Here is a 22,708-nt window from a genome sequence, read left to right as displayed (position 1 = left end):
ACAAAAAATATATGAAACTCATTGATTTCTGGAGAGAGGAATCGGTCCGGTTCGACGCGATCCTGTTCGATATCGACGGAACCCTCGTCTACGGCCCGCAGCCGATCCCCGGCGCCGCCGAATTTCTCGCTCTGCTGCGCCGGGACGGAACGCCGTTCTTCTTCCTGACCAACGACGGCGACCATACCCGCCGGCAGAAGAGCGGCTTCCTGAATCGCGCCGGCATTGAGGCGGCCGAAAGCGAAGTGATCTCCTGTCTCTCCGTCCTGCCGGAACTGGCCCGGCGCCGGGGCTGGGACCGCGGCACGCTGTTTCAGGTCGGCCGGGTCGGCGACACCGGAGGATTGAAGCTCGAACGCGACCTCGCCGGACTCGAACAGTGCTGCGGCGTCCTGATGGGCGAAGGCAATTACGACTGGCGCACGAGCTGGGAGGCGCTCACCGGCTTTTTCCGCCGCCATCCCGACCGCCCGTTCATCGTGCCGAATCCGGACACCTGCTGGCCGAACGCCGTCACCGGCGGCATCGGCATCGGGGCCGGCGGACAGGCCCGATGCATCCGGCTCCTCCTGCACGAGATGGGGACCGACATCGAGCCGATTTACCTCGGCAAACCCTGCACGGCGATCTACGACTTCGCGGCGGAGCAGCTCGGCATGGCGGAGCGGAGCCGGATTCTCTGCATCGGGGACTCCCTCGCCAGCGATATCCGCGGCGCCAACAATTCCGGCATGTATTCCGGACTGGTCCTGACCGGAATCACCTCGCGGGAGCAGGCGGAACAGGCGCGCGGCGAATACCGCCCCCGTCTCGTTTTCGAATCGGTCTGACGGTGAATGGGAAAGCCCGCGATTTATATAAAAGAAGTCAAAAAAAAAGAGGTTCCGTCAATTGTCATTTGCGGAACGTGCCATATAGTAAGATAAGGTACGATAATTTTCACCAACCCCAATTTAAGGAGTATCGAAAATGACCAGAGATTTGGCTGTCCAGCTGTATTCACTGCGCCAGATGGCGGAAAAGGATTTTGACGCCGTGCTGAAAACCGTTGCCGATATCGGCTTCAAGGCGGTTGAGCCGGCCGGCTTCTGGAACATGACGCCGGAAGAGTTCCTCAAACGGATCAACGACCTCGGGCTCAAGCTTTACAGCTCGCACTCCCCCTGGGCGAAGCCGGACAATCTCGAAGAGACCATCGACATCGCCGGCCGCCTCGGCCTCGACCGCGTCGTCTGCGGCTACGGCCCGGAGGACTACAAGGATCTCGACGCCATCAAGCGCACCGCCGAAACCACCTCGATGATGCAGGAGAAACTCGAAAAAGCCGGTCTCATGCTCTTCCAGCACAACCACAACTGGGAATTCGAGCGCATCGACGGCCGTCTGAAATACGAAATCTATGCGGAACTCTGTCCGAAGGTCAAGTTCCAGCTCGACGCTTTCTGGTCGACCAATTTCGGCACGGAGGACCCGGTCGAAATGATGAAGCTCTTCAGCGACCGCGTCGTCGCGCTCCATATGAAGGACGGCATCCTGCACCAGGGCGCCGAAGAGCTCAAGATCACCAACGGCATCTATGACCGCAAGGTCGATCTCCTGCCGCTCGGCGAAGGCGACCTGCCCATTCCGGCCATCGTCGCCGCCACGCCGGACCGCGTCAACAACATCGTGGTCGAGCTCGACTATTGCCGCGTGGAAATGGTCGAAGCCCTCAAGCGCAGCTACAAGTACATGACCTCCAACGGTCTTGCGCTCGGCAACAAGTAATCCTCGCGCGACACGCAGCGGGAGCGGGAAAGGCAATCCGCCTTCCCCGCTCTTTTTTGGTCCGCAGCCGGCCTTGCTTCCCGCGATCCTCTGCCCGCCGGCAGATTACGTACAGGAAAACAAACCGCGGCATTCTTTTCAAATAAAATTAGATTAATCTAATTAATTGCCATTGCATTTTTCCGATCCCGCGATATATTAAAAAGCGGAACCGATCCGGGACCGCTTTCTTTCACCATGACAGCAGACCGGATTTACGGTAAAAATAAATTTAGACGAGACTAATTAACAATAAAAGGAGTCTTTCCCATGAAACGACTGATTCCCGGCGTTTTCGCGGCAGCCGCATTTTTTGTCTGCGGAGCGGAGACGCCTGCACCGGTCAAGCCGTTTGCGGCGGAAGCCGCACGCATCTTTCCCGAAGCGAAAGAGTATGCCGAACAGAAACCCGGCATCTATCTCGTCCGGGACGGAAATCAGAAAACGCTCGGCACTCTTTACCTCGAAACCATCGGCGATGACGAACGGCAGTTCGGCTATGCCGGAACCATCGAAATCGCCGTGCTCTTCGACAACAACCGCCAGGTCGCCGGCATCCTGATCGGCAAGAATCAGGAGACTCCCTCGTTTCTCAACCGGGTCCGCGCCGCGAAGTTCCTCGAAAGCTGGAACAAGCTCAAGCTGGAAGAGATCCCCGGGAAACAGGTCGATACCGTAACCGGGGCAACTTACAGCAGCTCCGCCATCCGGGCCGGTGTGCGCAAGCTGGCCGAGTCCTATCTCAAACCGGCCGAAACAGCGCCGAAGCCGAAGCAGCCTGCCGCCGCCGTCCCGGTCCCGGCAACTGCCGCGCCCCGAAATCCTGAAATCATCCAGCTTGAGCGGCGGGTGGCCACGCTGAAGCGGATCGTCTCCGGCAGCCAAGTACTGCTCAAACAGCTGCGGGAACGGAAGGAAGAGGAGCTGCAGCTGCGCCTTGTGGCCGCGCTCGAAGGGCCGGAGGCCGCCGGAAAGTTCGCCGAGGAGCATAAACTCATGTTTTTCAACCACCCCGGACGCGGCAGCCGCAAAAGCCCGGTCGATCTCGCGGCGGAGAAATACAAGAACTCCAAATCGGAAGCCGACCTCAAAGCGCTGAAAGCCGCGATCCTGGCCAATTACGAGCGAATGCTCGAAACCGTCCCCCCGCACAACGCCGAACAGGAGAAAGCGCTGGCCGCCACCGAAGCGAGGCTGAATGCGCTCAGGCAGAAACAGCACTCCCCGGCATCCGCCGGCAAAATGAAGTTCAGCGATCCCGAAGCACAGGCGCAGGAGGATAAGATCAACCGGCTGGCCGCCGCCTTCCGGCAGAGCCGCGATCCGAAGCAGCTCGAAGAGCTCCGCAAGGAGGTCACCCGCCAGCTGGTGCGCGGCACGCTGACCATGCCCGCCCGCATTGCCGAAAAGGAGCGCGAACTCGCCCGGCTGCGGGAACATCTCGAAGAATTCACGAAAGATCCCGACGCCGTCATCCAGTCCCGCATCGACGCTTTGACCCGATAACCATTGGAGAATACCATGAAACGATACTTCACCCTTATTGAACTGCTGGTCGTCATCACAATCATCGCGATTCTCGCTTCGATGCTGATGCCCGCGCTGCACCAGGCGCGGGCCCGCGGCAAATCGGCGAACTGCATCGGCAACCTCAAACAGATCGGAGCCGGAGCGATGCAGTACGTGCAGGATTACGACGGTTTCTACGTAAAATACAGCAACGGCTCCGCCATGGGCGGCGACTCGGGCGTGCGTTTCTGGTGCGGCTGGTACGAAAACAGCACGTATGACTTCACCCGGCCGGAAGGGTATCTGTACCCATACACCGGCGGCGGCAAAGTGCTGACCTGCCCCGCTTTCGTCTACACGAAAACGATCGACGAAGTCGAAAAGGGAGCCGGTTACGGCATGCTTTCGACCCTGAACGACATCAAGCTCTCCCGGCTGCGGCGCCCGTCGCAAATCGTCGCGTTTCAGGATAACGCGACCAGCATGGCCACCGGCGGGAAGTCGGTCGCGGGCAACCCGAACATCTTCCATATGGAGTCGATGGGCTTCTACTCGCTGCACTTCCGCCACTCGCGCTTCGGCAACGTGGCGTGGGCCGACGGCCATGTGTCCAGCGAAAGCTTCAGCCGCTGCACCAAAACCCGGAATGACGTCGAAGCCGCCGAACTCGTCGGCAAGCTCGGCACCGACGACGACGCCCATTACGAAATCGATCTGTAACCGATGGAATGCAAAGAGGTTTGAATCATGAAGAAAGCCGCTCTTGTCCTTCTCCTGCTCGGAGCATGCGTCCTCACCTTTTCGATGTCCTTCCGGAAGGAACCCGTTCCGGCTGAACTGCGGGAAATCGCCGTGGAACCGGAAACCGCCGCAGCGGCGGAGAAGTTCGCCCGGGATATCCAGCGGATCGCAAAACAGAAAACGCCGCGGGAATTCGGCAGACACTGCGCCGACCTGCAGGACAAAACCCTCTCCGGCTCCTACCGGGCGCTGAAGCAGTATGACGAACGCGGCATGGCCGTCTCCGGCATCACCCGCATGGCGAAAACCCCGGACACCTGCACCCTGACGCTCAGCAACTCCTCCGGCGTCGAAGCCCTGATGGTCTGCCGGCACACCGGCGGCGAGTGGAAGTTCGTCTGCTTCTCCCCCGTCCGCGCCCTGCTGCAATAACTGTCCGGGAAGCCGCGGGAGCCGGAGGGACATTTCATCCCCCCGCTGCTCCCGCGACGTATTCGGCGAACAGCATCGGGGGGATCAGGCGCGCCGTCGCAGACTGTTATTTACGCACCACCGGACCGGGTTTTCTGCGGACCGAGTAGCCGAAGTGGCCGATTGCGCCGCCGAGCTCGAAATAGTGGCCGTGCACGTAGGCGGCGAGCCCGGCCCTCTCGAGCTCGAGCCTCCCCTCCGCATTGATGAACTCCTCCGACACCTGCACGGCGACGATCTCGGCAATGAACATGGTGTGACTGCCGAGATCGAGCGTCTGCTTCACCCGGCACTCGAGCCCGAGCGGACACTCGGCAACCAGCGGCGCCGCGACCTGCGAGCCCGCCAGCGGCGTGAAACCCGTCTCTTTGAACTTGTCATGGTCGGCGCCGGAGACCACGCCGCAATAATCGGTCTCCTTCACCTGCCCGACGGTCGGCAGATTCACCGTGAATTCACCGGATTCCCGGATCAGTCCGTAACTGTGCCTTTCGGGACGCACCGAAATCGACAGCATCGGCGGCTTGCTGCAGACCGTTCCGGCCCATGCGATCGTAATCAGGTTGTACGCCCCCGGCCCGCCGCAGCCGACCAGGACCGCCGGAACCGGGGCGAGCTGCGTGCTGCCCGGCCAGATGACTTTCTTCATTTCTGTTCCAACTCCATTCGCTTGGCTTCAAGTTCTTCCCATCGCGCGTAGAGCCGCGCGGATTCGGCGCGGGCCTCATCGAGCGCGGCCTGCAGCGCGGCGCTCTCGCTGCCGTGCTTCGTGTAGAAATCCGGTTCACCGAAGAGCGCCTCAATCTCCGCGATCCTGTCTTCGACCGCGAGAATCGCCGCTTCCATCCCCTCAAGCTCGCGCGCCTCTTTCCAGGAGAGCTTTTTCGGCGGCTGCTTCGGTTTCGGCGCCTCCGGCGCGGCAGCCGGTTTCGGCGGGACCGCAGGAGCGTTCTTCGCTTCACGCGCGCGCCGTTTTTCGAGGTGGTAATCATAATCTCCCGGCGTGTAGACGATTTCGCCGTCCCCTTCGAAGCCGAGGATTCCGGTACAGACCCGGTTCAGGAAATAGCGGTCGTGGCTGACCACCAGCACACAGCCGCCGTAAGAGGCCAGAGCCTCCTCGAGCAGCCGCAGGCTCGAAAGGTCCAGGTCGTTGGTCGGTTCGTCGAGAATCAGGAAATTGCCGCCCTGTTTCAGGATTTTCGCAAGCATGAGCCGCGCCTTTTCACCGCCGGAGAGATAGCGGACCTGCGTATTGATCCGGTCGTCCTCAAAGAGAAACCGCTTCAGATACCCCCAGATCGAAATCCTCTCGGCACCGAGCGAAATCGTGTCGACTCCCTCGCTGAGCTCGTCGGCCACGGTCTTCTCCGGATCAAGCGCGATGCGCGACTGGTCGATGTAGTTGAATTCGACCGTCGGGGCGATTCTGACCTCCCCCCGGTCCGGCGCAAGCTGCCCGGTGATGATCCGGAGCAGGCTGCTCTTGCCGATGCCGTTCGGGCCGATCATGCCGATCCGGGAGCCCGGCTCGAATTCGAAGGAGAAATTCCGGATGATCGTCCGGCCTCCGAAAGCCAGCGCAATGTCCGTAAGGTCGACGGTCTTGTTGCCGAGCCGCGACGCGGCTGGAATCAGCAGCTCCATTTCACTGTCGCGGACCGGGCCGCTCTGCGCGGCGATTTCATCGAACCGCTTCATGCGCCCCATGTTGCGCTTGAGCCGCGCCTTCGGCGAGCGGCGCACCCAGTCGATCTCCGAACGCAGAAAGCTGCGGCGCTTCTGTTCGAGGACATCCTCATTCGCCTCGCGCTCCGCCTTGGCCGCCAGATACTCCGCGTAGCTGCCGGGGTAGCTGTAGAATCTGCCGTGGCTGAGCTCGACGATCCGGCTCGCGATGCGGTCGAGAAAATAACGGTCGTGCGTCACGAACAGGCAGCTGCCCCGGTACTCCGCGAGAAAGTTCTCGATCCACTCCACCGTATTGACGTCGAGATGGTTGGTCGGCTCGTCGAGCAGCAGCAGGTCCGGTTCGGATATGATCGCGCGCGCGAGGGCGACGCGGCGCATCTCGCCTCCGGAAAGCTTATGGCAGCGCCGGTCCGCCTCCCGGGAGAGATTCAGTTTCTCGAGCACGGTGCCGAGCTTGGTTTCGAGGTTCCAGCCGTCGTGAATCATCAGCTCATGGTCGATCTGCGCGTGTTCGGGCGAGTTGACCGAGACGGTTTCGAACTTTTCCTGCAGTTCGCGGAAATACGCGAGCCCGTCCGCGACGTTTTCGCGGATGGTCCGTCCGTCGTCCACTTCAAAATCCTGCGGCAGCACGGCGACCCGCAGATTGCGGGCCCGCGTGATGTTCCCTGAACTCGGGATTTCGTCGCCGGTGATGAGCCGCAGCAGCGTCGATTTGCCGCTTCCGTTGCGCCCGACCAGGGCGACCCGCTCGCCCGCGTTGATGTAAAATTCGGCGCCGTCGTAAATCGTCTGCCGCCCGATGGCCAGCCGGAGCTCGTCCGCCGCCCACAATACCGTTTCCGCCATATCTCTGTATCCCGCTGGTTATTTGATCTTAAAACTATATATGTGAAGCCGCACGTTTACAAGTCCGGGGAATGAAAAAAACAGCCTGATTTCCGCCCCGCCGCACGGCCGGAAACGCCTAAATCCCTGATGAAAACCCATAAGTCGTTGATAGTGACGGACAATAAGAAAAATACAATATATTGTGAAATTTTCACTTGAAATAACAATATAATGTGGTATGCTATATAAACGAGGGAGAAATCGCGGTCCGGGGAAATGAAGATATCCGGCCGGCGGCATCGGCAGAATCCGGCGCCGCATGGATTTCGTATTGTACATCAACGTCAAACGCGGAAAAGGGGAAGTCGTCAGATGAGCAACACCGTGTCCATCCAGAAAATGAAAAAGCGCGACGGCCGGATCGTTGAGTTCGATCCGCAGCGGATCGCGATCGCCGCCGGAAAAGCGCTGAAGGCCGCCGGGATGGGCAGTGACAAGGTCGCCCGCCATATCGCCGACGATGTGGTGCGCGAACTGGTCGACAAAGGGTATGACGATGAACTCCAGATCCCCGACGTCGAGGTGATTCAGGACCTCGTCGAGCATGCGTTCGTAAAACGCGGGCTCTCGCAGGCCGCCAAGCTCTATATCCTCTACCGCGCAAGCCACACGAAGATCCGCGAAGCGAAGAAGCTCATGATGGACGTGCAGGAGCTCGTGTCGAGCTATCTCGGGCAGGAGGACTGGCGCGTCAACGAAAATTCGAACTCCGGCTACTCCTACGCGAGTCTGCTGAACCATGTCTCCGGCTCGGTCATCGCGAACTACGCGCTGGCCAATATGTACCCGCCCGAGATCGCCGAGGCGCACACGTCGGGGGACTTCCACCTGCACGACCTTTCCTGCGGCATCGTCGGCTACTGCGCGGGCTGGAGCCTGCGCGACCTGCTCGAGCGCGGCTTTCAGGGCCGGGGCGGCCGTGCATCGGCCGCGCCCGCCAAGCATTTCGATACGGCGACCGGGCAGATCGTGAACTTTCTCTCGACGCTGCAGACCGAATGGGCCGGCGCGCAGGCGTTCAGTTCGTTCGACACGCTGCTCGCCCCGTTCGTGCGGCGCGACAAGCTGACCTATCCGCAGCTGAAGCAGAACATCCAGCAGTTCGTGTTCGGGCTCAACATCGCGAGCCGCTGGGGGCAGACGCCGTTCACGAACCTGACCTTCGACTGGGTCGTGCCCGAAGACCTGCGCGACAACCCGGTCATCATCGGCGGGCAGCCGCAGAACGAGACCTACGGCGAATTCCAGCATGAGATGGATATGATCAACCGCGCGTTCCTCGAAGTCATGTCGCAGGGCGACCGGGACGGGCGGATCTTCACCTTCCCGATCCCGACCTACAACGTGACCAAGGACTTCAACTGGACCAGCGACAACGCGAAGCTGCTCTTTGAAGTGACCGGCAAGTACGGGCTGCCGTATTTTCAGAACTTCATCAACAGCGACCTGAATCCGGGCGACGTCCGCAGCATGTGCTGCCGGCTGCAGATGGACATGCGCGAGCTGCGGAACAAGACCGGCGGCCTCTTCGGGGCCGGCGAGCAGACCGGTTCGATCGGCGTGGTGACCATCAACATGCCGCGCATCGGCTACCTTGCGAAGGATAAGGAGGGCTTCTACCGCCAGCTCGACCGGCTCATGCGCATGGCGATGGAGTCGCTCGAGATCAAGCGCAAAGTCGTGCAGAAGCACCTCGAAGGCGACCTGCTGCCGTACACGAAGACCTACCTGCCGAACCTCGAGCACCATTTCAGCACGATCGGCCTGGTCGGCATGAACGAGTGCTGTCTGAATTTCCTCGGCTGCTCGATCTGCGACCCGGAGGGTGCGGAGTTCTCGCGCGAAGTGCTCGTGCATATGGCGGAAAAAATCAAGGATTTCCAGGAGGAGACCGGCCATATCTACAACCTCGAGGCGACGCCGGCCGAGGGCACGAGCTTCCGGCTCGCGCGGCTCGACCGCAAGCGTTACCCCGAGATCATCTGCGCCGGAACCGACAATCCGTACTATACGAATTCGACGCAGCTGCCGGTCGGCTACACGTCGGACCTTTTCGAAGCACTCGATCTTCAGGCCCCGCTTCAGCAGCTCTACACGGGCGGCACGGTGTTCCATGCGTTCATCGGCGAGCGGATCGACGACCCCGGGCTCGTGGCGTCGCTTGTGAAGCGGATCGCGACGAACTACCGGATTCCGTACTTCACGCTGACCCCGTCGTTCAGCATCTGCCCGGTGCACGGCTATATTCCGGGCGAACATACGGAGTGTCCGCTGGAGGCCTGATTCAAACAATCACAAATACCCCCAATCACCATCATAACACAGGAGGAAGATGTCATGGCGAAATGTGGAGAAAAAACTGAAGTGTACAGCCGCGTCTGCGGGTACTTCCGTCCGGTGAGCAACTGGAACAAGGGCAAGAAGGAAGAGTTCAAGGACCGCAAGACCTTCGAGGTCGCATCCAAGTAACCGGCCGTTGCGGCGGGCGGGCAAATCAGCATTTGCCCGCTTTTTTCATGGAGAGAAAAATGGATTTTCGCGGACTTGTCAAATTCACGCTGGTCGATTATCCGGGTAAAATCGGCTGCATCATCTTCTCCGGCGGCTGCAACCTGCGCTGCCCGTTCTGCCATAATCCGTGTCTCGTGTTCGACCCGTCCAGTCAGCCGCGCGTGACAGAAAAGGAGTTCTTCCATTTTCTCGAACGCCGCCGGGGACTGCTTGAGGGAGTCGTCTTCTCGGGCGGCGAGCCGCTGCTGCACCCGGATGCGCCCGAGGTGGTCGGCCGGGTGCGGGAGATGGGCTATCTGGCCAAGATCGACACGAACGGCACGCTGCCGGAGCGCGTCGAAGCGCTGCTCGGCAGCTGCGGCGCCGATGCGTTCGGAATCGACTACAAGGCCCCGGCCGCCGCCTATCCGGCGCTGACCGGCAGTTCCGACCGGGAAATCGCGCAGAAGGTCCGGCGCAGCATCGGGCTTGCCCTCGATTCCGGTGCCGAACTCGATGTGCGCACGACCGTGCACAAGGCGCTGCTCAACGCCGCCGCGCTCGAAACCATGTACGGCGAGCTGAAGGCCGTCGGCGTGCGTTCCTGGACGCTTCAGCAGTACCATCCGGTCGAGGTCATCGATGACGAGCTTTCGGCCAAAGAGACCTTCTCCGATGCGGAACTCGTGCGAATCGCCCGCCGCCTCGGTCCCGAAGTCCGGGTCCGCGGCCTGACCGGAAGAATCCTCGAATCGGCCTGATTCCGGCATTTTTTTGGAAAAATCATAAAAAAATGCCTGTCGCCGACTTGAAATTCAGCGTTTTGATGATTCATTACTGCCGTAACATGCAGAATGAATTGCTGAAATCGAGTGAAGTGATCATTATAGAGGAAAACGAACCTGATGAAGTATTACACCGAGGATCATGAATGGGTCGAAATATCCGGCGAGGAAGCCACCGTCGGAATTTCCGAGTACGCGGCGGACGAGCTGGGCGAAATCACCTATGTGGAACTGCCCGAAGAAGAGGATGACTTCATCATCGGGGACCGGCTCGGCGAGGTGGAATCGGTCAAGGCCTCCTCGGATATCTACTCTCCGATCAGCGGGACCGTCTCGCAGGTCAACGAAGCCCTGGCCGACGAACCCGGGCTCATCAACGACTCTCCGGAAGAAAAAGGCTGGCTCTGCCGCCTGACCAACTTCGACAGTTCGGAGCTCGACGATATGATGAACGAAGACGCCTACCAGAAGTACCTGCGCAAACTTCGCAAGTAACGGCGCGTTCCCGGATGGGCGGTGCATGCCGCCTTTTTTGTCTCCGGAGGCCGGAAGGTTCCCGTCCCGGCAGCCCGGGGCCTGCCGTCCTCCGCTGTTGCATGAAAACGCCGGAAGCGGAATAAACGGCAAACACGCGCAAACGGCGGCAGGAGGCTGCCGGGCAGCGATTCCGTGCACTCCCTTTACGCCCGATTCTTCCGATGAGGGCAAGCTTCATACGATATCCGGGCAAAAAAGAAGCGCCCCCCTTTCCAGAGGAGCGCAACTCGGCCGGGATCACTCGGAAAGAGTTTCGCCGTTCGGATTTTTCGGAAGGGAGACCGGCAAATCAACCGGAGTATCCTTCGCCTCGTTGATGTTCTGCGGAAGCACGGGGGTGTCCTGGTTGATCTGTTCGATCTTCTCTTTTTTCTCATTCGACATGATTCATTCCTCCTCGTTTATGAATGCCGCGCCATTCGCGGATTCCTCTTCTCCTCACTGGTAATATAGTGCGGACGGACGGATTTGTCAAATGGAGGCATTTCCGTTTTTTCACCGCCCGAAAAGAGCGCAAACTTGTTTTCATGCCCGGCAGGTGATATATTAAGTACTTATCCCCGAGTGCGGGGACAGGGAAAGCACGGAACAAAAGAGGTGCCATGCGGTTTCGTCCGTCCATATTGCTGCTGTTTCCGGCCGCGCTGCTGTTTTTCTGCGCAGCGTTCCGGCTGCCGGCGCCGAGCCGGCCCGCGCCGGAATACGGCAGCGCCGTCTGCAATACCGTGCGGGCCATGCTTCAGGACGATACGCAGGAGGCCGTGCCGCCCCGGATGCAGCCGGGCCGGGCCGAAGCCGGGCGCCGCAGCGGCACGCCGATTCCTCCTGTCCTGCTGCCGCCGGTTCCCGTTCCCCTCCCCCGGGCAGAAACCGTTCCCGCCGGAAACGGCGTTCCGGTCCATGCCGTCCATGCCCGGCAGTTTGCGTCCCGGCATATGCGGGTCCGGGCCGGACCCGCACAGCAATGATCTCCCGTTCTCCATTCCGATGACGGAAGCGGTTCCGATCCGGAAACCGCTCCCGCGGTCCCGTGTCCACACTGTCAGTTGAGGTTTTTTATGACGGAAATCATTGCAGAACACATTGCAGCATTCGCGGCGCACGCCCATATCTGGGGGCTGCTGCTCATCTTCGTTTTCATGACGGTCGAAAGCTCATTCATCCCGTTCCCAAGCGAAGTGGTGATGATCCCGGCCGGATTCCTCGCGTTCCGCGGGGAACTGCTGACCGGCAACTTCTGGATGGACGCCGCTCTGGCGGTCCTCTCCGGCACGGCGGGGTCGCTCGCCGGAGCTTATGTGAACTATTATCTGGCGCTCCACCTCGGGCGCCGGGCGCTTTACAAATATGGAAAATACTTTTTTCTCAGCGAAAAGACGCTGGCGCGGGCAGAGCAGTTCTTCCGCGACTACGGCGACATCGGCACCTTCGTCTGCCGGCTGCTGCCCGGAATCCGGCAGCTCGTCTCGCTGCCGGCCGGATTCGCCCGGATGAATCTGCGCCGCTTCACGATCTTCACGGCGGCGGGAGCCGGGATCTGGGTCGTGATCCTGACGGCGGCGGGAGCGTGGCTCGGCCACCTGTCGCGCGATCTGGGATACGTCGAACTCGTCCGGAAGGGGCAGCTCATGGTCAGCGAGAATTACATCTGGATTCTGGCCGGGCTCGCCGTCGTGACCATCGCCTATTTCGCCGTCCACCGACGCGTCATGCGCACGGCCGTGCAGGCGGAGTAATGCCGCACGGCAGCGGCCGGAATGGCGCGCCCCGCAAATGAGCTCGGCCAGATTGCATCTCTCCCCCGGGGACGGGGGGAGTACGCCTATGGAGCCGAACGGTCCGCTCCCGGCAATCTGAAGAGGAGCCGTTTCAGGCTGCCGAAATAATGAACCGATCCATTCGCGGAAACCCGGGCAACCGGAATTCCGTGAAAATCGAAAACCATCTCATTCCGGAATACGGTACGGCTGCGGACCGGAATCCGCCAGAATGCCCGGGGTTCCAGACGATGCCATACTCTCCCGGCCCCGGCACGCAATTTCCGGCGCCATTGGTTCCGGCGGAACCGGCGCATGCCCTGCGGGCCTCCGGCAACCGGCCTGAAAACGCCCGGAAAAGAGACCGCGCCGGTTACCAGAGAAAACCGGCATCCGGGCGTCAGAGGCCGCGCATCGGGGGCGGCATTGTTGTCTCCCTGCGTCACGGCCTCCGTTCCGTTCACCCGGATGACCCGGTGGACATATGGAACCGGCGCCGACTCGACTGCGACAATATCGCCCGGCCGAAGCGATTCGAACGAGACCGCTTCCAGCCGCAGCGAGTCGCCCGGCTGAAAAACACCCGACATGCTTGCGCCGCAGTAAAAAGCGGAATGCGGCGCAACAACCGGAGTCGCCGATACGGCAGACGGCGACATGAAACGGCCGGCCGGGAACGGCCCCATTCCCTTATGCCCGTTTTTACGCATAAGATATTTCTCCGATTTCAGCAGGCTGCACGCAACATCCGGGTCAATCGTCGGCAAGCAGGGATTTTTCCTTCAGCGCGCCGATGAACTTACGGACATCAGCGGCGGCCTGTTCCGGAGTGACGCCGCGGAACGTCTCCCGCAGCCGCACCGCCGCATCGGCCGCCGTACCGCCGGTGCTCAGCACACGCCAGACAGCCACCCCGGAAGCATTCAGCGTCATCGCCCGGTTATTGTCGGGGTCGAAAACAATGCCGGTCCCGTCAAACTCCTCCCGCATCATTGCAAGCGGATTCAGTCTCATAAATAATCCTTTAACGTTTTCTGCAAATTTCCGTCCAGATGGGCAAACAGAGCCGTCGGCGGCGAAACCTCCGCCAGCCGGTCCGCAGTTTCGCGGATGGCGGCCAGCAGCCGCTCCCGTTCCTCCTGCGGCAGCAGCCTGACCAGAGGAGAAGCGAAGCAACAGCACGCGCTGTATATGCTCATGAAAAACTCCCGGGAGGCAGCTTCCTTCAGCTCCTCCCGCTCCTCGCCGCGGGCCAGAGCAAACACTCCGGCGACGGGAAGCGCCGGTTCAAACGGATAAGACGCCCCCTCCAGAGATTCGCGGCAACGGCTCCAGGTCGGCAGCGGATGGGCAATCACCTCCTCCCCGCCGCATTCCAGCAGAACCATGTCGTCGGCCGGAACGGAACCGCCCGCCGCCTGCCAGCGCCGGCTCGTCGTGCTCTTGCCCATTCCGCTTTGGCCGCACAGCAGAAGCCCGCCTTTCGAAACGGCGAGCAAAGCGCCGTGAACCGGAAGAATCCGGGCGCCGCGCAAAACGGCGGAAATACAGGCGGTCAGCAATCCAAGCTGCCAGAGGCCGACCGGAATCGGCGGCGGCGACCCCGTTTCCCCTTTCCGGAGAGTTATGACGAATCCGTCGTTATCCCGGTCCAGCAACAGGGCATAACGCCTCCATGCCGCCAGTTCGGAGCAGGAACGGCCGGACGGCGCCTCCACGGTAATTTCGCACTGGGGAGATGCGGCGGAAACCGCATCCCGCACCTTTCCGCCGGTCAGGAGCGCCAGCCGGTCCAGACAACCCGGCCGGCCTGCGGCCGAATCCCGCACGATCAGCGGGGATCCGGTCCGCAGCGGCAATACCAGCTCCGACATTCTAGACCAGCGGATCTCCGTCGCCGTCCGGCGGCATTCCGCCGGACCCCTCGCCTCCCGGTTCACCTTCGCTTCCCCGGAACAACCGGGAGGAAAGCTCCTCGATTGCGGGTGCTTCATACCACATCTTTTCTTCGTCCTGCATCTGCTGTTTCCTTTCCTGTATTTAAGCAAGTTTGCCTGCAATGATCAATTTTCTGCCGTCGCCGTCCTCTTCCAGCGTGAGCTGGTAATTCGAACTGCACCATCCCGAGATATCGGAATCCCATGCCGCCGATTCGCCGCCGAGAGTCACCCTGGAAGCGTCGTTCCAGCCGGAGAATGCCGAGGCGCTCCCGGACATTACTTCCCACTGATCGCCCGCCCAGCCGGTGAGGTCGAAATTGAGCGTATCACCCGCAAAATTATTACGGTTGACGCCGCTTAACGAGCTGCCGAACTCAAAATCCCAGTTCGAGATGTCCGAGAGGTTCAATGCCGCATTCGTGAATGCAACGGAAGAGCCGCCCGCAAAACGGACGCTTTCGAACATGGAGACCGTGCCGTCGAACCCGTTGCTGAAGCCGTCGAACACCAGTTTCCGGTCACCCGTGACACTTGTATCGGCCGTGCGGACGCCGTTGTTCGTACGGTAGAGGTCGCCGCTGCAGCCGCCGAAAAGGAGTCCGTCGAAAGTCAGGTTGTCGCCGTTGCCGGTGACGGTGACGGTGACGTTTCCATCCACCGTGCCGCGGCCTCTGGAACCGGCGGAAATATGCTCGTTGACGGTCAGCGCCTTGCCCGCATCAATCGTGAGGTTGATGTTGCCTTTCATCGACATCCGGCCGGAAACCGTATCGTTGATGCCGAAGTTTCCTCCATAGATGCGCCCGTCGAACGTGCCGCCGGAGATCGTCAGGTCGATATCTCCGGTCAGAATGACGCTGCCCCTGCTGTCGGTATGGGCGAGATACATGCCGCCGGCGACCTGCTTGCTGAAGGTTCCGCCGTCAATCGTCATAGAGACATTTCCGGTACGTTCCGAAGATCCGCCGGCGACGCCGTCCGCGCCGATGACGTTGCTGGTGAAGGCGCCGTCATTGATCCTGACCGTGAGATTTCCCTCGTGGTCATCCCAGTTTTTGACGTCGGTGTTGACCAGATGGCCGGCCAGCAGCGGCTTGTAGGTTCCGCCGTCGATCTGCCCTTCCTTGCTGTTCAACGCGACGGTGCTGCTGAACTCGCCGCCGCAGGAAACCACCCTCACCGGGTTCTTCGCCATGGCGGACTCGTGATCCGCGAAGGCGTCCACGCCCCAGGTGTGGCCGCCGCAGTTCTCCTCCGAGTAAGTGCTGTTGACGTAAACCACGACAGCGGAATCATAATTCAGATAGAGATCATTGTTCTCCACCGTGAAGCAGGCGTCGTTCCAGCTGCTGCCCAGCAACTTGCTGTAATATTCACCGGTCAGGGTTTCGCTGCCGGTGTAATCCAGAAGCAGCTTCTTCTCGCCGCCGCAATATCCGTCAAGAGTGATGGAGATGGTTCCGGCATTCTCGAAGGACCCGAACGCCAGCGTGGAATTGTAATCCATACTGATCGTGCCGTTGTTCTGCAACGCGGCCACGGTGACGATCGAGTTCGCATTCATCGTGATCGCACCGTTGTTGAGCAGACTCACTCCGGCAGCGTTGACCGAAACGGCCCCCTGGCTGCCGTCAAGTTTCAATTCCGCGCCGGTGCCGACGCAGAACGCATATTCGTAGCTGTTTTCTTCGCGGAGTGCGAGATTCAGAGAACCGCCATCGGAGATGACGACCCGGGAACCGGCTTCCGTCACATCCTCCCAGCCGGAATTGTGAATTTTAGCCCCGATGCCGAACCAGCCGGAGCTGGACGCCGTATCGGAATAGTTCACGATTCCGCCGGAAACAGACACGGTTCCATTGTTTTTATCGCGTCCGGCGAAGGATTCGCCCAGACCGCCGACGCTGTAAAGGTTCAGCGTGCCGTTGACAGTGACCTCGCCCTTGTTCTGGAACTCGCCGTAGACCGTCAGGACCGCGTCGGCGTCAACCATCGTGGAGGATTTCACCTTGTTGTAGAACTTTCCGGTGTTCGTACTTTCGGTGCCGACAGTGACAGATGCTCCCGCTTCAAGCCGGATCGAACCTTTGACGGCATCGAGCACGACGTCGTTGACACGGCGGTCGATTTCCATGACGCCGGATACCCTGACATCGGCACCGGAGGCGAAAGTGACTTCGACGCTCTGCTGATTTGCGGCGTCCGCGTCGAACAGCAGAGAGCTGAACTGATAACTCCCCGCACCGATTTCAGTAAGGCAGTCTGTTTTCAACCCGGCCTCATGCGTGAAGCCGCCGGTGCTGGAAAGCTGTGTCGGCCCGCTGAAATTGATGGCGTTTCCAGTGAAATTGCCGGAGAGGTCGACCGCGCCGGAGACATTGACCACGCCGTTGTTGGCGACATCCGCCCTGAGCGAGCTGCCCGACTCAACCGTGGCCGTGCTACCGGTATTGACGACGACGTTGACGGCGGTCAGGCTCGCACCGTTTTTCAGATGGAGTTCGCCGGTGCCGAACTCGCCCGGCGTCGTCGTGTCCCACCCGACATAGACAATTCCGCTCTGGCTCACGACAGCGGCATTGTCGAGCTCGAGAATGCCGTGACGGTTCTTTTTGCGCCCAAGCTCAATGCCGCCGGTCAGAACCAGCTCTGCGCCGTTGGTCATGGTCAGTTTGGCTGCTCCGGCCGTGGCGTAGAGCGGATTGGTCGTATCGGCTGCCACCTGCAACGAATTGCCGGTCAGGTGGGCGGCGTCGACATCGGCGAAACCGCCGACATTGAAGATGGTGACGTTCGATACCGTCTTACCGTCCCAGCCGTTGAACTTGACATAGCCGTCGTAGCGGATGTTCAGCGTCTCGGCGCCGGTGGAGAGCTGCGCGCCGCTTTCGACGATCAGCTGCGAGGAACGGGCGCCGAGCACTTCGTTCGCAGTACCGACATAAACCTTATTCGCCGCCAGCCGGGAACCGGTGCCGAGCGTCAGCGAGCCGACGTTCCCGGTATCGGGATCGCCGCTTACGGCATTCCACTTGCCGATGTAGACCGTCTCGGCAGTCATGGCCTTGCCGGTCCCGAGCGTCTGCAAAGCCGCGCTACGGATATGGACGCTGTCTCCGGCGGCCGCCCTCGCGGCGGCTTCATCCGCCGAAGCGAACGCGGTTTTGCCGATGACATAGAATTTGCCATCCAGTTCGACCAGCTCTCCTTCCTTCTTCGAGCTCCATTCGCTGTTGACAAAGAGATCGCCGGAAGTGACCACCTCCGCCGTCGAACTGCCGTCGGAGAGCGTCAGGTTGACATCTCCGGCCAGATTGCCGCTCACAAGCTGTTTGCCGGCAAAATCGCTCAGGGAACCATCGGTCAGCTTCACAGTGATGTTGCCGAGCGTACTGGCTTCGGCGCCGGTCAGGTTGACCAGCGGCTTCGCAAGATCGGCGGCGGAGACTTCAAAAGTCAGCCCATCCGCCGCCGTCAGCGTCGCCGCCGTGATCGCCTGCGTGAAAACACCCTTGCCGGAAATAGCCAGCGCGCCGTCGGAGGAGACTTCCCCTTCGACTCTTCCGTTGTTGATCAGCAGATTGTTTCCTTCGGCGTTCATGGTAATGCCGTTGACCGCAGTACCGGTGATCGATATCTCCGCATCGCCGCTCAAGGAATCGGCTGTAATATTGCCATTGACCACGGTATCGGCTCCGCTGATTTTCAATGTCGAATTGACAACAGCGCCGCCTGCTCCGCCAAGGCTGATGTCGTTGACTTCTCCGCCGGTGATTTCAATCGAAGCATTCCCGGTGGCGTCCCCCGAAGAACCGCCGCCGTAAATCGTTCCGGTCACATTGCCGCCGGAGACGACAATTTCTGCATTGTCGACAGCCGAATAACCAAGAGCCGACGATCCGCCGGCGCCGCCGCCGTAAATGCTGCCGGAAACCGTGCCGGATTTCACTTCAACCGAGGTATTTCCGACAGTGCCGTATTTGCTGCCGGCATAGATATCCCCGGCAGATGCACCGTCAACAACGATGTCAATCCTGCCCGCATTGAGCTGCGACCCGCCATAAAGCTTGCCGGTCACTTCCCCTCCGGTCAGGTTGATCTGCACACAGTCGGCGCGGAATTCACCCGGCACCTTGCCGGCCGAGGAGTTGCCGCCGCGAATATCATCGACGCTGCCGCCTTCCACATTGATGACAATATTCTTCACGCTGCTGCCGGAGGCACTGCCGTTGCGGAGTCCGTACAGCTGCCTCACTTTTCCGGAGGAAAGCGTGATATTGATGTCGCCGTCGATTGCCCCGGAAGCATTGGCACCGTAGATATCTCCGACCGATGCCTCTCCGGCATTGACATTGATATTCACATTGCCGTTGATCGTATTACCGGTTCCGCCGCCATAAATCTGCCCGTTCGGGGCGAAAGTAGAGGGCAGACCGCACGCCTTATCGGTGACGTTGATGGTGATGTCGCCGTTGACCGTACCGTTTTCTCCCGCTCCGTAAATCGTGGAATAAGCGGAATCGACATGCAGCACGATCGCATTTTTATCGGCATCGTCGCCGTCATTGATGGTATCGCCCCTGCCGCCGAGATAGATGTGACCGACCGACCCACCGGTCAGATTCATTGCGGAAAGCCTCACCTCAAGGTCGGAGACGGAAGCTCCGCCCTCATTGCTGCCGAGGAAAATGGTTCCGTACACCTTCGTTTCCGCATTGCCGTTGGCCTGAACGAGAACATCGTTCCAGTTCATGAAGACCTTCAGCGCCGTGGAGGTATCCGTCGTGCTGTTGACCGTAACCGTTTTTCCGCTGCCGTCCCCATTCAGCTCCACCGTCCCGGCAGAACCGCCGGAGTGAGAGAGATTGACCGTGTCGTTCAGCGTGGTGTTGAGTTTGATCGTGTTCCCCGAAAGCGCGTCGAATTTGCCGGTGTAGCCGGAAAGATCGCCGGTAATCACGACCTCGGTCCCGCCCTCCTTCCTGGCTGTGATCATGCCGGAACCGGTAATCTTCTGACCGAAAACCATGGTGCCGGCGGCGTTGCAGTACATCGTGCCGTTGTTGATGATCTGCGACGCGTTGGCGAAACCGCTTTCGACGCTTTCCATCGTCACGCTGCCGGCGATCTCCAAAGTTCCGACAAATTGATTCGTGTTGCCGCCGACAAGCATGTTTCCGGCAGTTTTGATCGTGCCGGCGCCGGAAATAACAGTTTCCCCCAACCCGTATTGATTCGTACTGCTGAAATAGCAGAGAGTCCCTGCGTTGACGGTCAGCTTTCCGACATTCGTGAATGTAGGCGTGCTCAGACTGTCGTTGTTGTTATAGGTGGTGAATTCAAGCTGCGAGTTTCCGACAAGCGCGATCTCGCTCAGATTTTCCATAAAAATGTGGCAGGGAGCAGTCACATTGTCGAAGGTGACGACCGTGGAGTTGTTACCTTTCAAATAGGTGCGATAGGCGCCGACGGTGGAGTCGGTGATATCGTGGAACGTAACGGTGGTTTTGCCCACAGCCCCGCTCAGATCAATGGTCTGGCGTCCCAGCCAGGCGGCCGGCCCGGTCACATCCAGATTAAGGGTGTCTGCGGTGATTACCGCCGCATCAACCTTCGTAAAGGCGTTGACGCCGACCGTGTAGAATTTGCCGTCCGGACCGATAACGGTCGTCTGTCCCGCCCAGGCCGGATTGATGAAAATGGAGGTCGTGGCGGTCTCCGCCGAAGCAGACGCTCCGGGCTCCAGCTTCCCGGCGCCCTGCTGGCTGACGACGGCTTCGCCATCCGCTCCATAGTTGTTGCCGCTCAAGGTGATGTCGGACGCACTGTTGCCGGCGATGTCGATCGTATTGCCGTCGATGATATTACCGGTGATCTCCAGCAGCGTTACATCGGTAACTTCGGAGATGTAGACGCCGGTCTTATTGCCGGTCACCTCGTTTCCGGTTACCGTCATGGAGCCGGTTCCGTCATTGCGGAGCACAATCGCCGCGTCATCGCTGCTGGCTCCCCGGCAGTCCGAAACGGCATTGCCTTTTACGAGATTGCTTCCGGAAGCAGTGGCTCCGAATTGAATGCCGTTACGGTCCGTATCCCGGACAACGTTGTTCGTCACCGTTGCGTCGCTGCCTGCCTGGAACTGCATCAGGTGGTGGGAAAAGCCTTCAACCGTATTGCCGGAGACAGTCGCACCGCTCACAAACCGCAGATAGATCCCGTTCTGGGCCGTGGCAGAAATGGCGTTTCCCGTCGTATAACCGGTAATGCGGTTATTCTCAAGCGTAACAGCGGAAGAGTAATAGGAACGGCTTCCCAAGCCGGCGGTAATGCCGTAAACCTTCACATTGCCGCCTATCGCCGCCGAGCAATCGATCCGGCAGTTTCGGACCGTCAGGCCGGTAATGCCGTGCTTTTCGACTGATACGCCGGCAGCAGCGCCGCCATTCGCATCAACCGTATTGACACTGCCGGGACGAATGAAAAGCCCGTCAATGACAATATGATCGGCGGCGGCCCCGATACCGCCATTGAGCACCGTGCCATTTCCGGCAGCCCCGAGCAATGTCATGCTCCTGGTGAGCATCAGATTCTCATCGTAAACCCCGGCCTGAATCCTGACCGTGCCGCCGGTTTCCACACCATCGGCCGCCGCCTGAACAGTCCCGAAAGCATTCACGCCGATCGTGTAGCATTTTCCCCCGGCCATTACCAGCGTTCCGGCTTCGCAGGCAGCCCAGGCCGCATCGACAATCACGACCGAAGCGCCGGTTTCGACGACGACAGCCGGAGAAATGACGGCAGCCTCCGGATCGGGCGTGGTGTTCACCGTCGAATCGCTCTCCACCTGGACAGCCGGAACCTCCGTCAGCTGGGCGCCGGCTGCATTCAGATAGAAGTTATCGGCGACCGCCAGATCGGCGGTCTGCACTCCCTGGGAAGTCTTGATGTAGACGCCGGTCGAACTGCCGCCCTGAAATACGTTGTCCCTGATGACGGACCCCGCAACGTCCGCGGGATTGTTGCTGAAGAAGAGCAGCGGCACATCGTAATCCCCCTTGACGCTGTTGCCGGTGACGGTGACCACCGCTTCATTCCCGGCCCCGCCGCGCTTCTGGAAAGCGATGGCCGCTTCGTCCTCCGCTTTTCCGGAAACGGCCGAACCGTAATTGTCGATCACATTGCCGGTGATCGAAATGCTTCCTCCGGCGGGAGCGCTGGTCACCTGAATGCCGCATTTGGCGGCATTCAGAATGTGGTTCCCGGATATGGTGATGTCCCCGCCGTTGTTCCCGCTCAGGTTGACGGCATTATGAGCGGAATCGAAGACATTCCCGGTGATCGTGGTCGTGCCGGAGGTCCCGCCGATTCCCAGCGTGGCCTCCTTTTTGACCTCCCCGTCCGGCAGTACCGTGGTCACCCGGTTTCCGGTGATCGTCGCATTCTCTTGAGCACCAAGCCAGATCGTACCCTTGGCGGGATTTCCGGCGTTGGTGATGATGTTGTTCTTCAAAGTGAAGCCGTCGCTCTGATACTGCGACCAGATCACCCCGTGATAGGGAACATTGCCGCTGTTGCGAATCTCCCCGGCCTCGATCTGCGCCTGAGAAGCGGCCTCGATCGTCATGCCGTCGATGGTCACGTTGGTCAGGGCGCCGCCGCCGTCGGCGCCGAGGATGTAACCGACCAGCACAGTCTCGCCTGTGCCGCGCTCCGGGGAAGAGGCGTCGACTCCCGCCCGGGCGCCGGAAAGCGTGATGTTGCCCTTGCCGGCGGGGAATGTCAGCGCCTCCTTATAAATTCCGGCGGCAATCCTGATTTCCACCGGATTCCCGGCCCCGGCAACTCCGGCCGCCGCGTCGATCGCCTCCTGAATCGTGTGGAAATTGGTTTCGGACGCAACTTCCGCAGGGTCGACTGTGTAGATGATACTCATAGCATAACTCCCTTGGTTTCTTTGTTTTTGGGTCTTCACGGGAATTTGTGGGTAAATCAGCGTGAGATACATCAGAACCCGTCGTCAGTCAAGCGGCAATCCGGCATAACCGCTCCCGTTGGTCGCTTTTATTCCGTTTGCCGTTTGACAGCCGCC

The 22,708-nt window shown here is 60.2% G+C and carries 17 protein-coding genes and 1 pseudogene; 10 read left to right on the top strand and 8 right to left on the bottom strand.

What is annotated here, in order from left to right:
- Window positions 1–11: 11 nt before the first annotated feature.
- The 5 genes from FYJ85_RS19940 to FYJ85_RS19920 all read left to right on the top strand — a co-directional run bounded on the left by FYJ85_RS19940 (window position 12) and on the right by FYJ85_RS19920 (window position 4,488).
- Entirely contained in the window at window positions 12–830 is an 819-nt protein-coding gene (locus FYJ85_RS19940) for an HAD-IIA family hydrolase (protein ID WP_154420489.1), read from the top strand.
- Window positions 831–969: 139 nt separating this feature from the next.
- Entirely contained in the window at window positions 970–1,767 is a 798-nt protein-coding gene (locus FYJ85_RS19935) for a sugar phosphate isomerase/epimerase family protein (protein WP_106052628.1), read from the top strand.
- A 309-nt stretch (window positions 1,768–2,076) separates the two neighbouring features.
- On the top strand, window positions 2,077–3,312 hold the full coding sequence (locus FYJ85_RS19930) for an FMN-binding protein (RefSeq protein WP_154420487.1): 1,236 nt from the start codon (window positions 2,077–2,079) through the stop codon (window positions 3,310–3,312).
- Between the two features lie 15 nt (window positions 3,313–3,327).
- Window positions 3,328–4,035 carry a type II secretion system protein gene (locus FYJ85_RS19925; RefSeq protein ID WP_154420485.1) on the top strand — a complete coding sequence of 236 codons (708 nt, stop codon included), beginning with the start codon at window positions 3,328–3,330 and terminating at the stop codon, window positions 4,033–4,035.
- Between the two features lie 27 nt (window positions 4,036–4,062).
- Entirely contained in the window at window positions 4,063–4,488 is a 426-nt protein-coding gene (locus FYJ85_RS19920; protein ID WP_106052630.1) for a hypothetical protein, read from the top strand.
- Window positions 4,489–4,594: 106 nt separating this feature from the next.
- On the opposite strand, the gene FYJ85_RS19915 is transcribed toward FYJ85_RS19920, so the two are convergent.
- Window positions 4,595–5,176, bottom strand: a complete 582-nt coding sequence (locus FYJ85_RS19915; RefSeq protein WP_154420483.1) for a flavin reductase family protein — start codon at window positions 5,174–5,176, stop codon at window positions 4,595–4,597.
- Window positions 5,173–7,068: an ABC-F family ATP-binding cassette domain-containing protein gene (locus FYJ85_RS19910; protein ID WP_154420481.1), complete on the bottom strand. Its 1,896-nt coding sequence runs from the start codon at window positions 7,066–7,068 to the stop codon at window positions 5,173–5,175. The genes FYJ85_RS19915 and FYJ85_RS19910 overlap by 4 nt, the downstream gene beginning before the upstream one ends.
- A 258-nt stretch (window positions 7,069–7,326) precedes the next feature.
- On the opposite strand from FYJ85_RS19910, the pseudogene FYJ85_RS19905 reads away from it, so the two are divergent.
- The 3 genes and pseudogenes from FYJ85_RS19905 to gcvH all read left to right on the top strand — a co-directional run bounded on the left by FYJ85_RS19905 (window position 7,327) and on the right by gcvH (window position 10,880).
- Window positions 7,327–9,579: pseudogene (locus FYJ85_RS19905) on the top strand (ribonucleoside triphosphate reductase).
- Window positions 9,580–9,638: 59 nt separating this feature from the next.
- Window positions 9,639–10,361 (top strand): anaerobic ribonucleoside-triphosphate reductase activating protein, encoded by a 723-nt coding sequence (locus tag FYJ85_RS19900; protein WP_206213347.1) that lies wholly within the window; start codon window positions 9,639–9,641, stop codon window positions 10,359–10,361.
- A gap of 144 nt (window positions 10,362–10,505) precedes the next feature.
- Window positions 10,506–10,880 carry a glycine cleavage system protein GcvH gene (gcvH, locus tag FYJ85_RS19895; RefSeq protein ID WP_206213346.1) on the top strand — a complete coding sequence of 125 codons (375 nt, stop codon included), beginning with the start codon at window positions 10,506–10,508 and terminating at the stop codon, window positions 10,878–10,880.
- 279 nt (window positions 10,881–11,159) lie between these two features.
- Here gcvH and FYJ85_RS19890 read toward each other — a convergent pair whose 3' ends face one another.
- Entirely contained in the window at window positions 11,160–11,306 is a 147-nt protein-coding gene (locus FYJ85_RS19890; protein WP_154420477.1) for a hypothetical protein, read from the bottom strand.
- Between the two features lie 218 nt (window positions 11,307–11,524).
- Between FYJ85_RS19890 and FYJ85_RS19885 the strand changes: the two genes are divergently transcribed.
- Together FYJ85_RS19885 and FYJ85_RS19880 are read left to right on the top strand one after the other, a co-directional pair.
- Window positions 11,525–11,890, top strand: a complete 366-nt coding sequence (locus FYJ85_RS19885; RefSeq protein ID WP_154420475.1) for a hypothetical protein — start codon at window positions 11,525–11,527, stop codon at window positions 11,888–11,890.
- A 90-nt stretch (window positions 11,891–11,980) separates the two neighbouring features.
- Window positions 11,981–12,658, top strand: coding sequence for a DedA family protein (locus FYJ85_RS19880; protein WP_106055676.1), 678 nt, complete (start codon window positions 11,981–11,983; stop codon window positions 12,656–12,658).
- A gap of 86 nt (window positions 12,659–12,744) precedes the next feature.
- On the opposite strand, the gene FYJ85_RS19875 is transcribed toward FYJ85_RS19880, so the two are convergent.
- The 5 genes from FYJ85_RS19875 to FYJ85_RS19855 are packed head-to-tail and all read right to left on the bottom strand — an operon-like array spanning window position 12,745 to window position 22,552.
- A complete protein-coding gene (locus FYJ85_RS19875; protein ID WP_154420473.1) occupies window positions 12,745–13,389 on the bottom strand; it encodes a S24/S26 family peptidase in 645 nt (214 codons plus the stop codon).
- 43 nt (window positions 13,390–13,432) lie between these two features.
- A complete protein-coding gene (locus FYJ85_RS19870; RefSeq protein WP_106052638.1) occupies window positions 13,433–13,693 on the bottom strand; it encodes a PqqD family peptide modification chaperone in 261 nt (86 codons plus the stop codon).
- Complete coding sequence (locus tag FYJ85_RS19865; protein WP_154420471.1) at window positions 13,690–14,553, bottom strand: hypothetical protein; 864 nt, start codon at window positions 14,551–14,553, stop codon at window positions 13,690–13,692. Before FYJ85_RS19865 ends, FYJ85_RS19870 begins: the two co-directional genes overlap by 4 nt.
- 1 nt (window position 14,554) lies before the next feature.
- Window positions 14,555–14,698: a hypothetical protein gene (locus FYJ85_RS19860; RefSeq protein WP_154420469.1), complete on the bottom strand. Its 144-nt coding sequence runs from the start codon at window positions 14,696–14,698 to the stop codon at window positions 14,555–14,557.
- A 21-nt stretch (window positions 14,699–14,719) separates the two neighbouring features.
- Entirely contained in the window at window positions 14,720–22,552 is a 7,833-nt protein-coding gene (locus FYJ85_RS19855; RefSeq protein WP_206213345.1) for a beta strand repeat-containing protein, read from the bottom strand.
- Window positions 22,553–22,708: the final 156 nt, after the last annotated feature.

Source organism: Victivallis lenta (assembly GCF_009695545.1).
Taxonomy (GTDB): Bacteria; Verrucomicrobiota; Lentisphaeria; order Victivallales; family Victivallaceae; genus Victivallis; species Victivallis lenta.
Note: the sequence above shows the minus strand (reverse complement) of the source record. Positions and strands in the feature narration are given on the sequence as shown.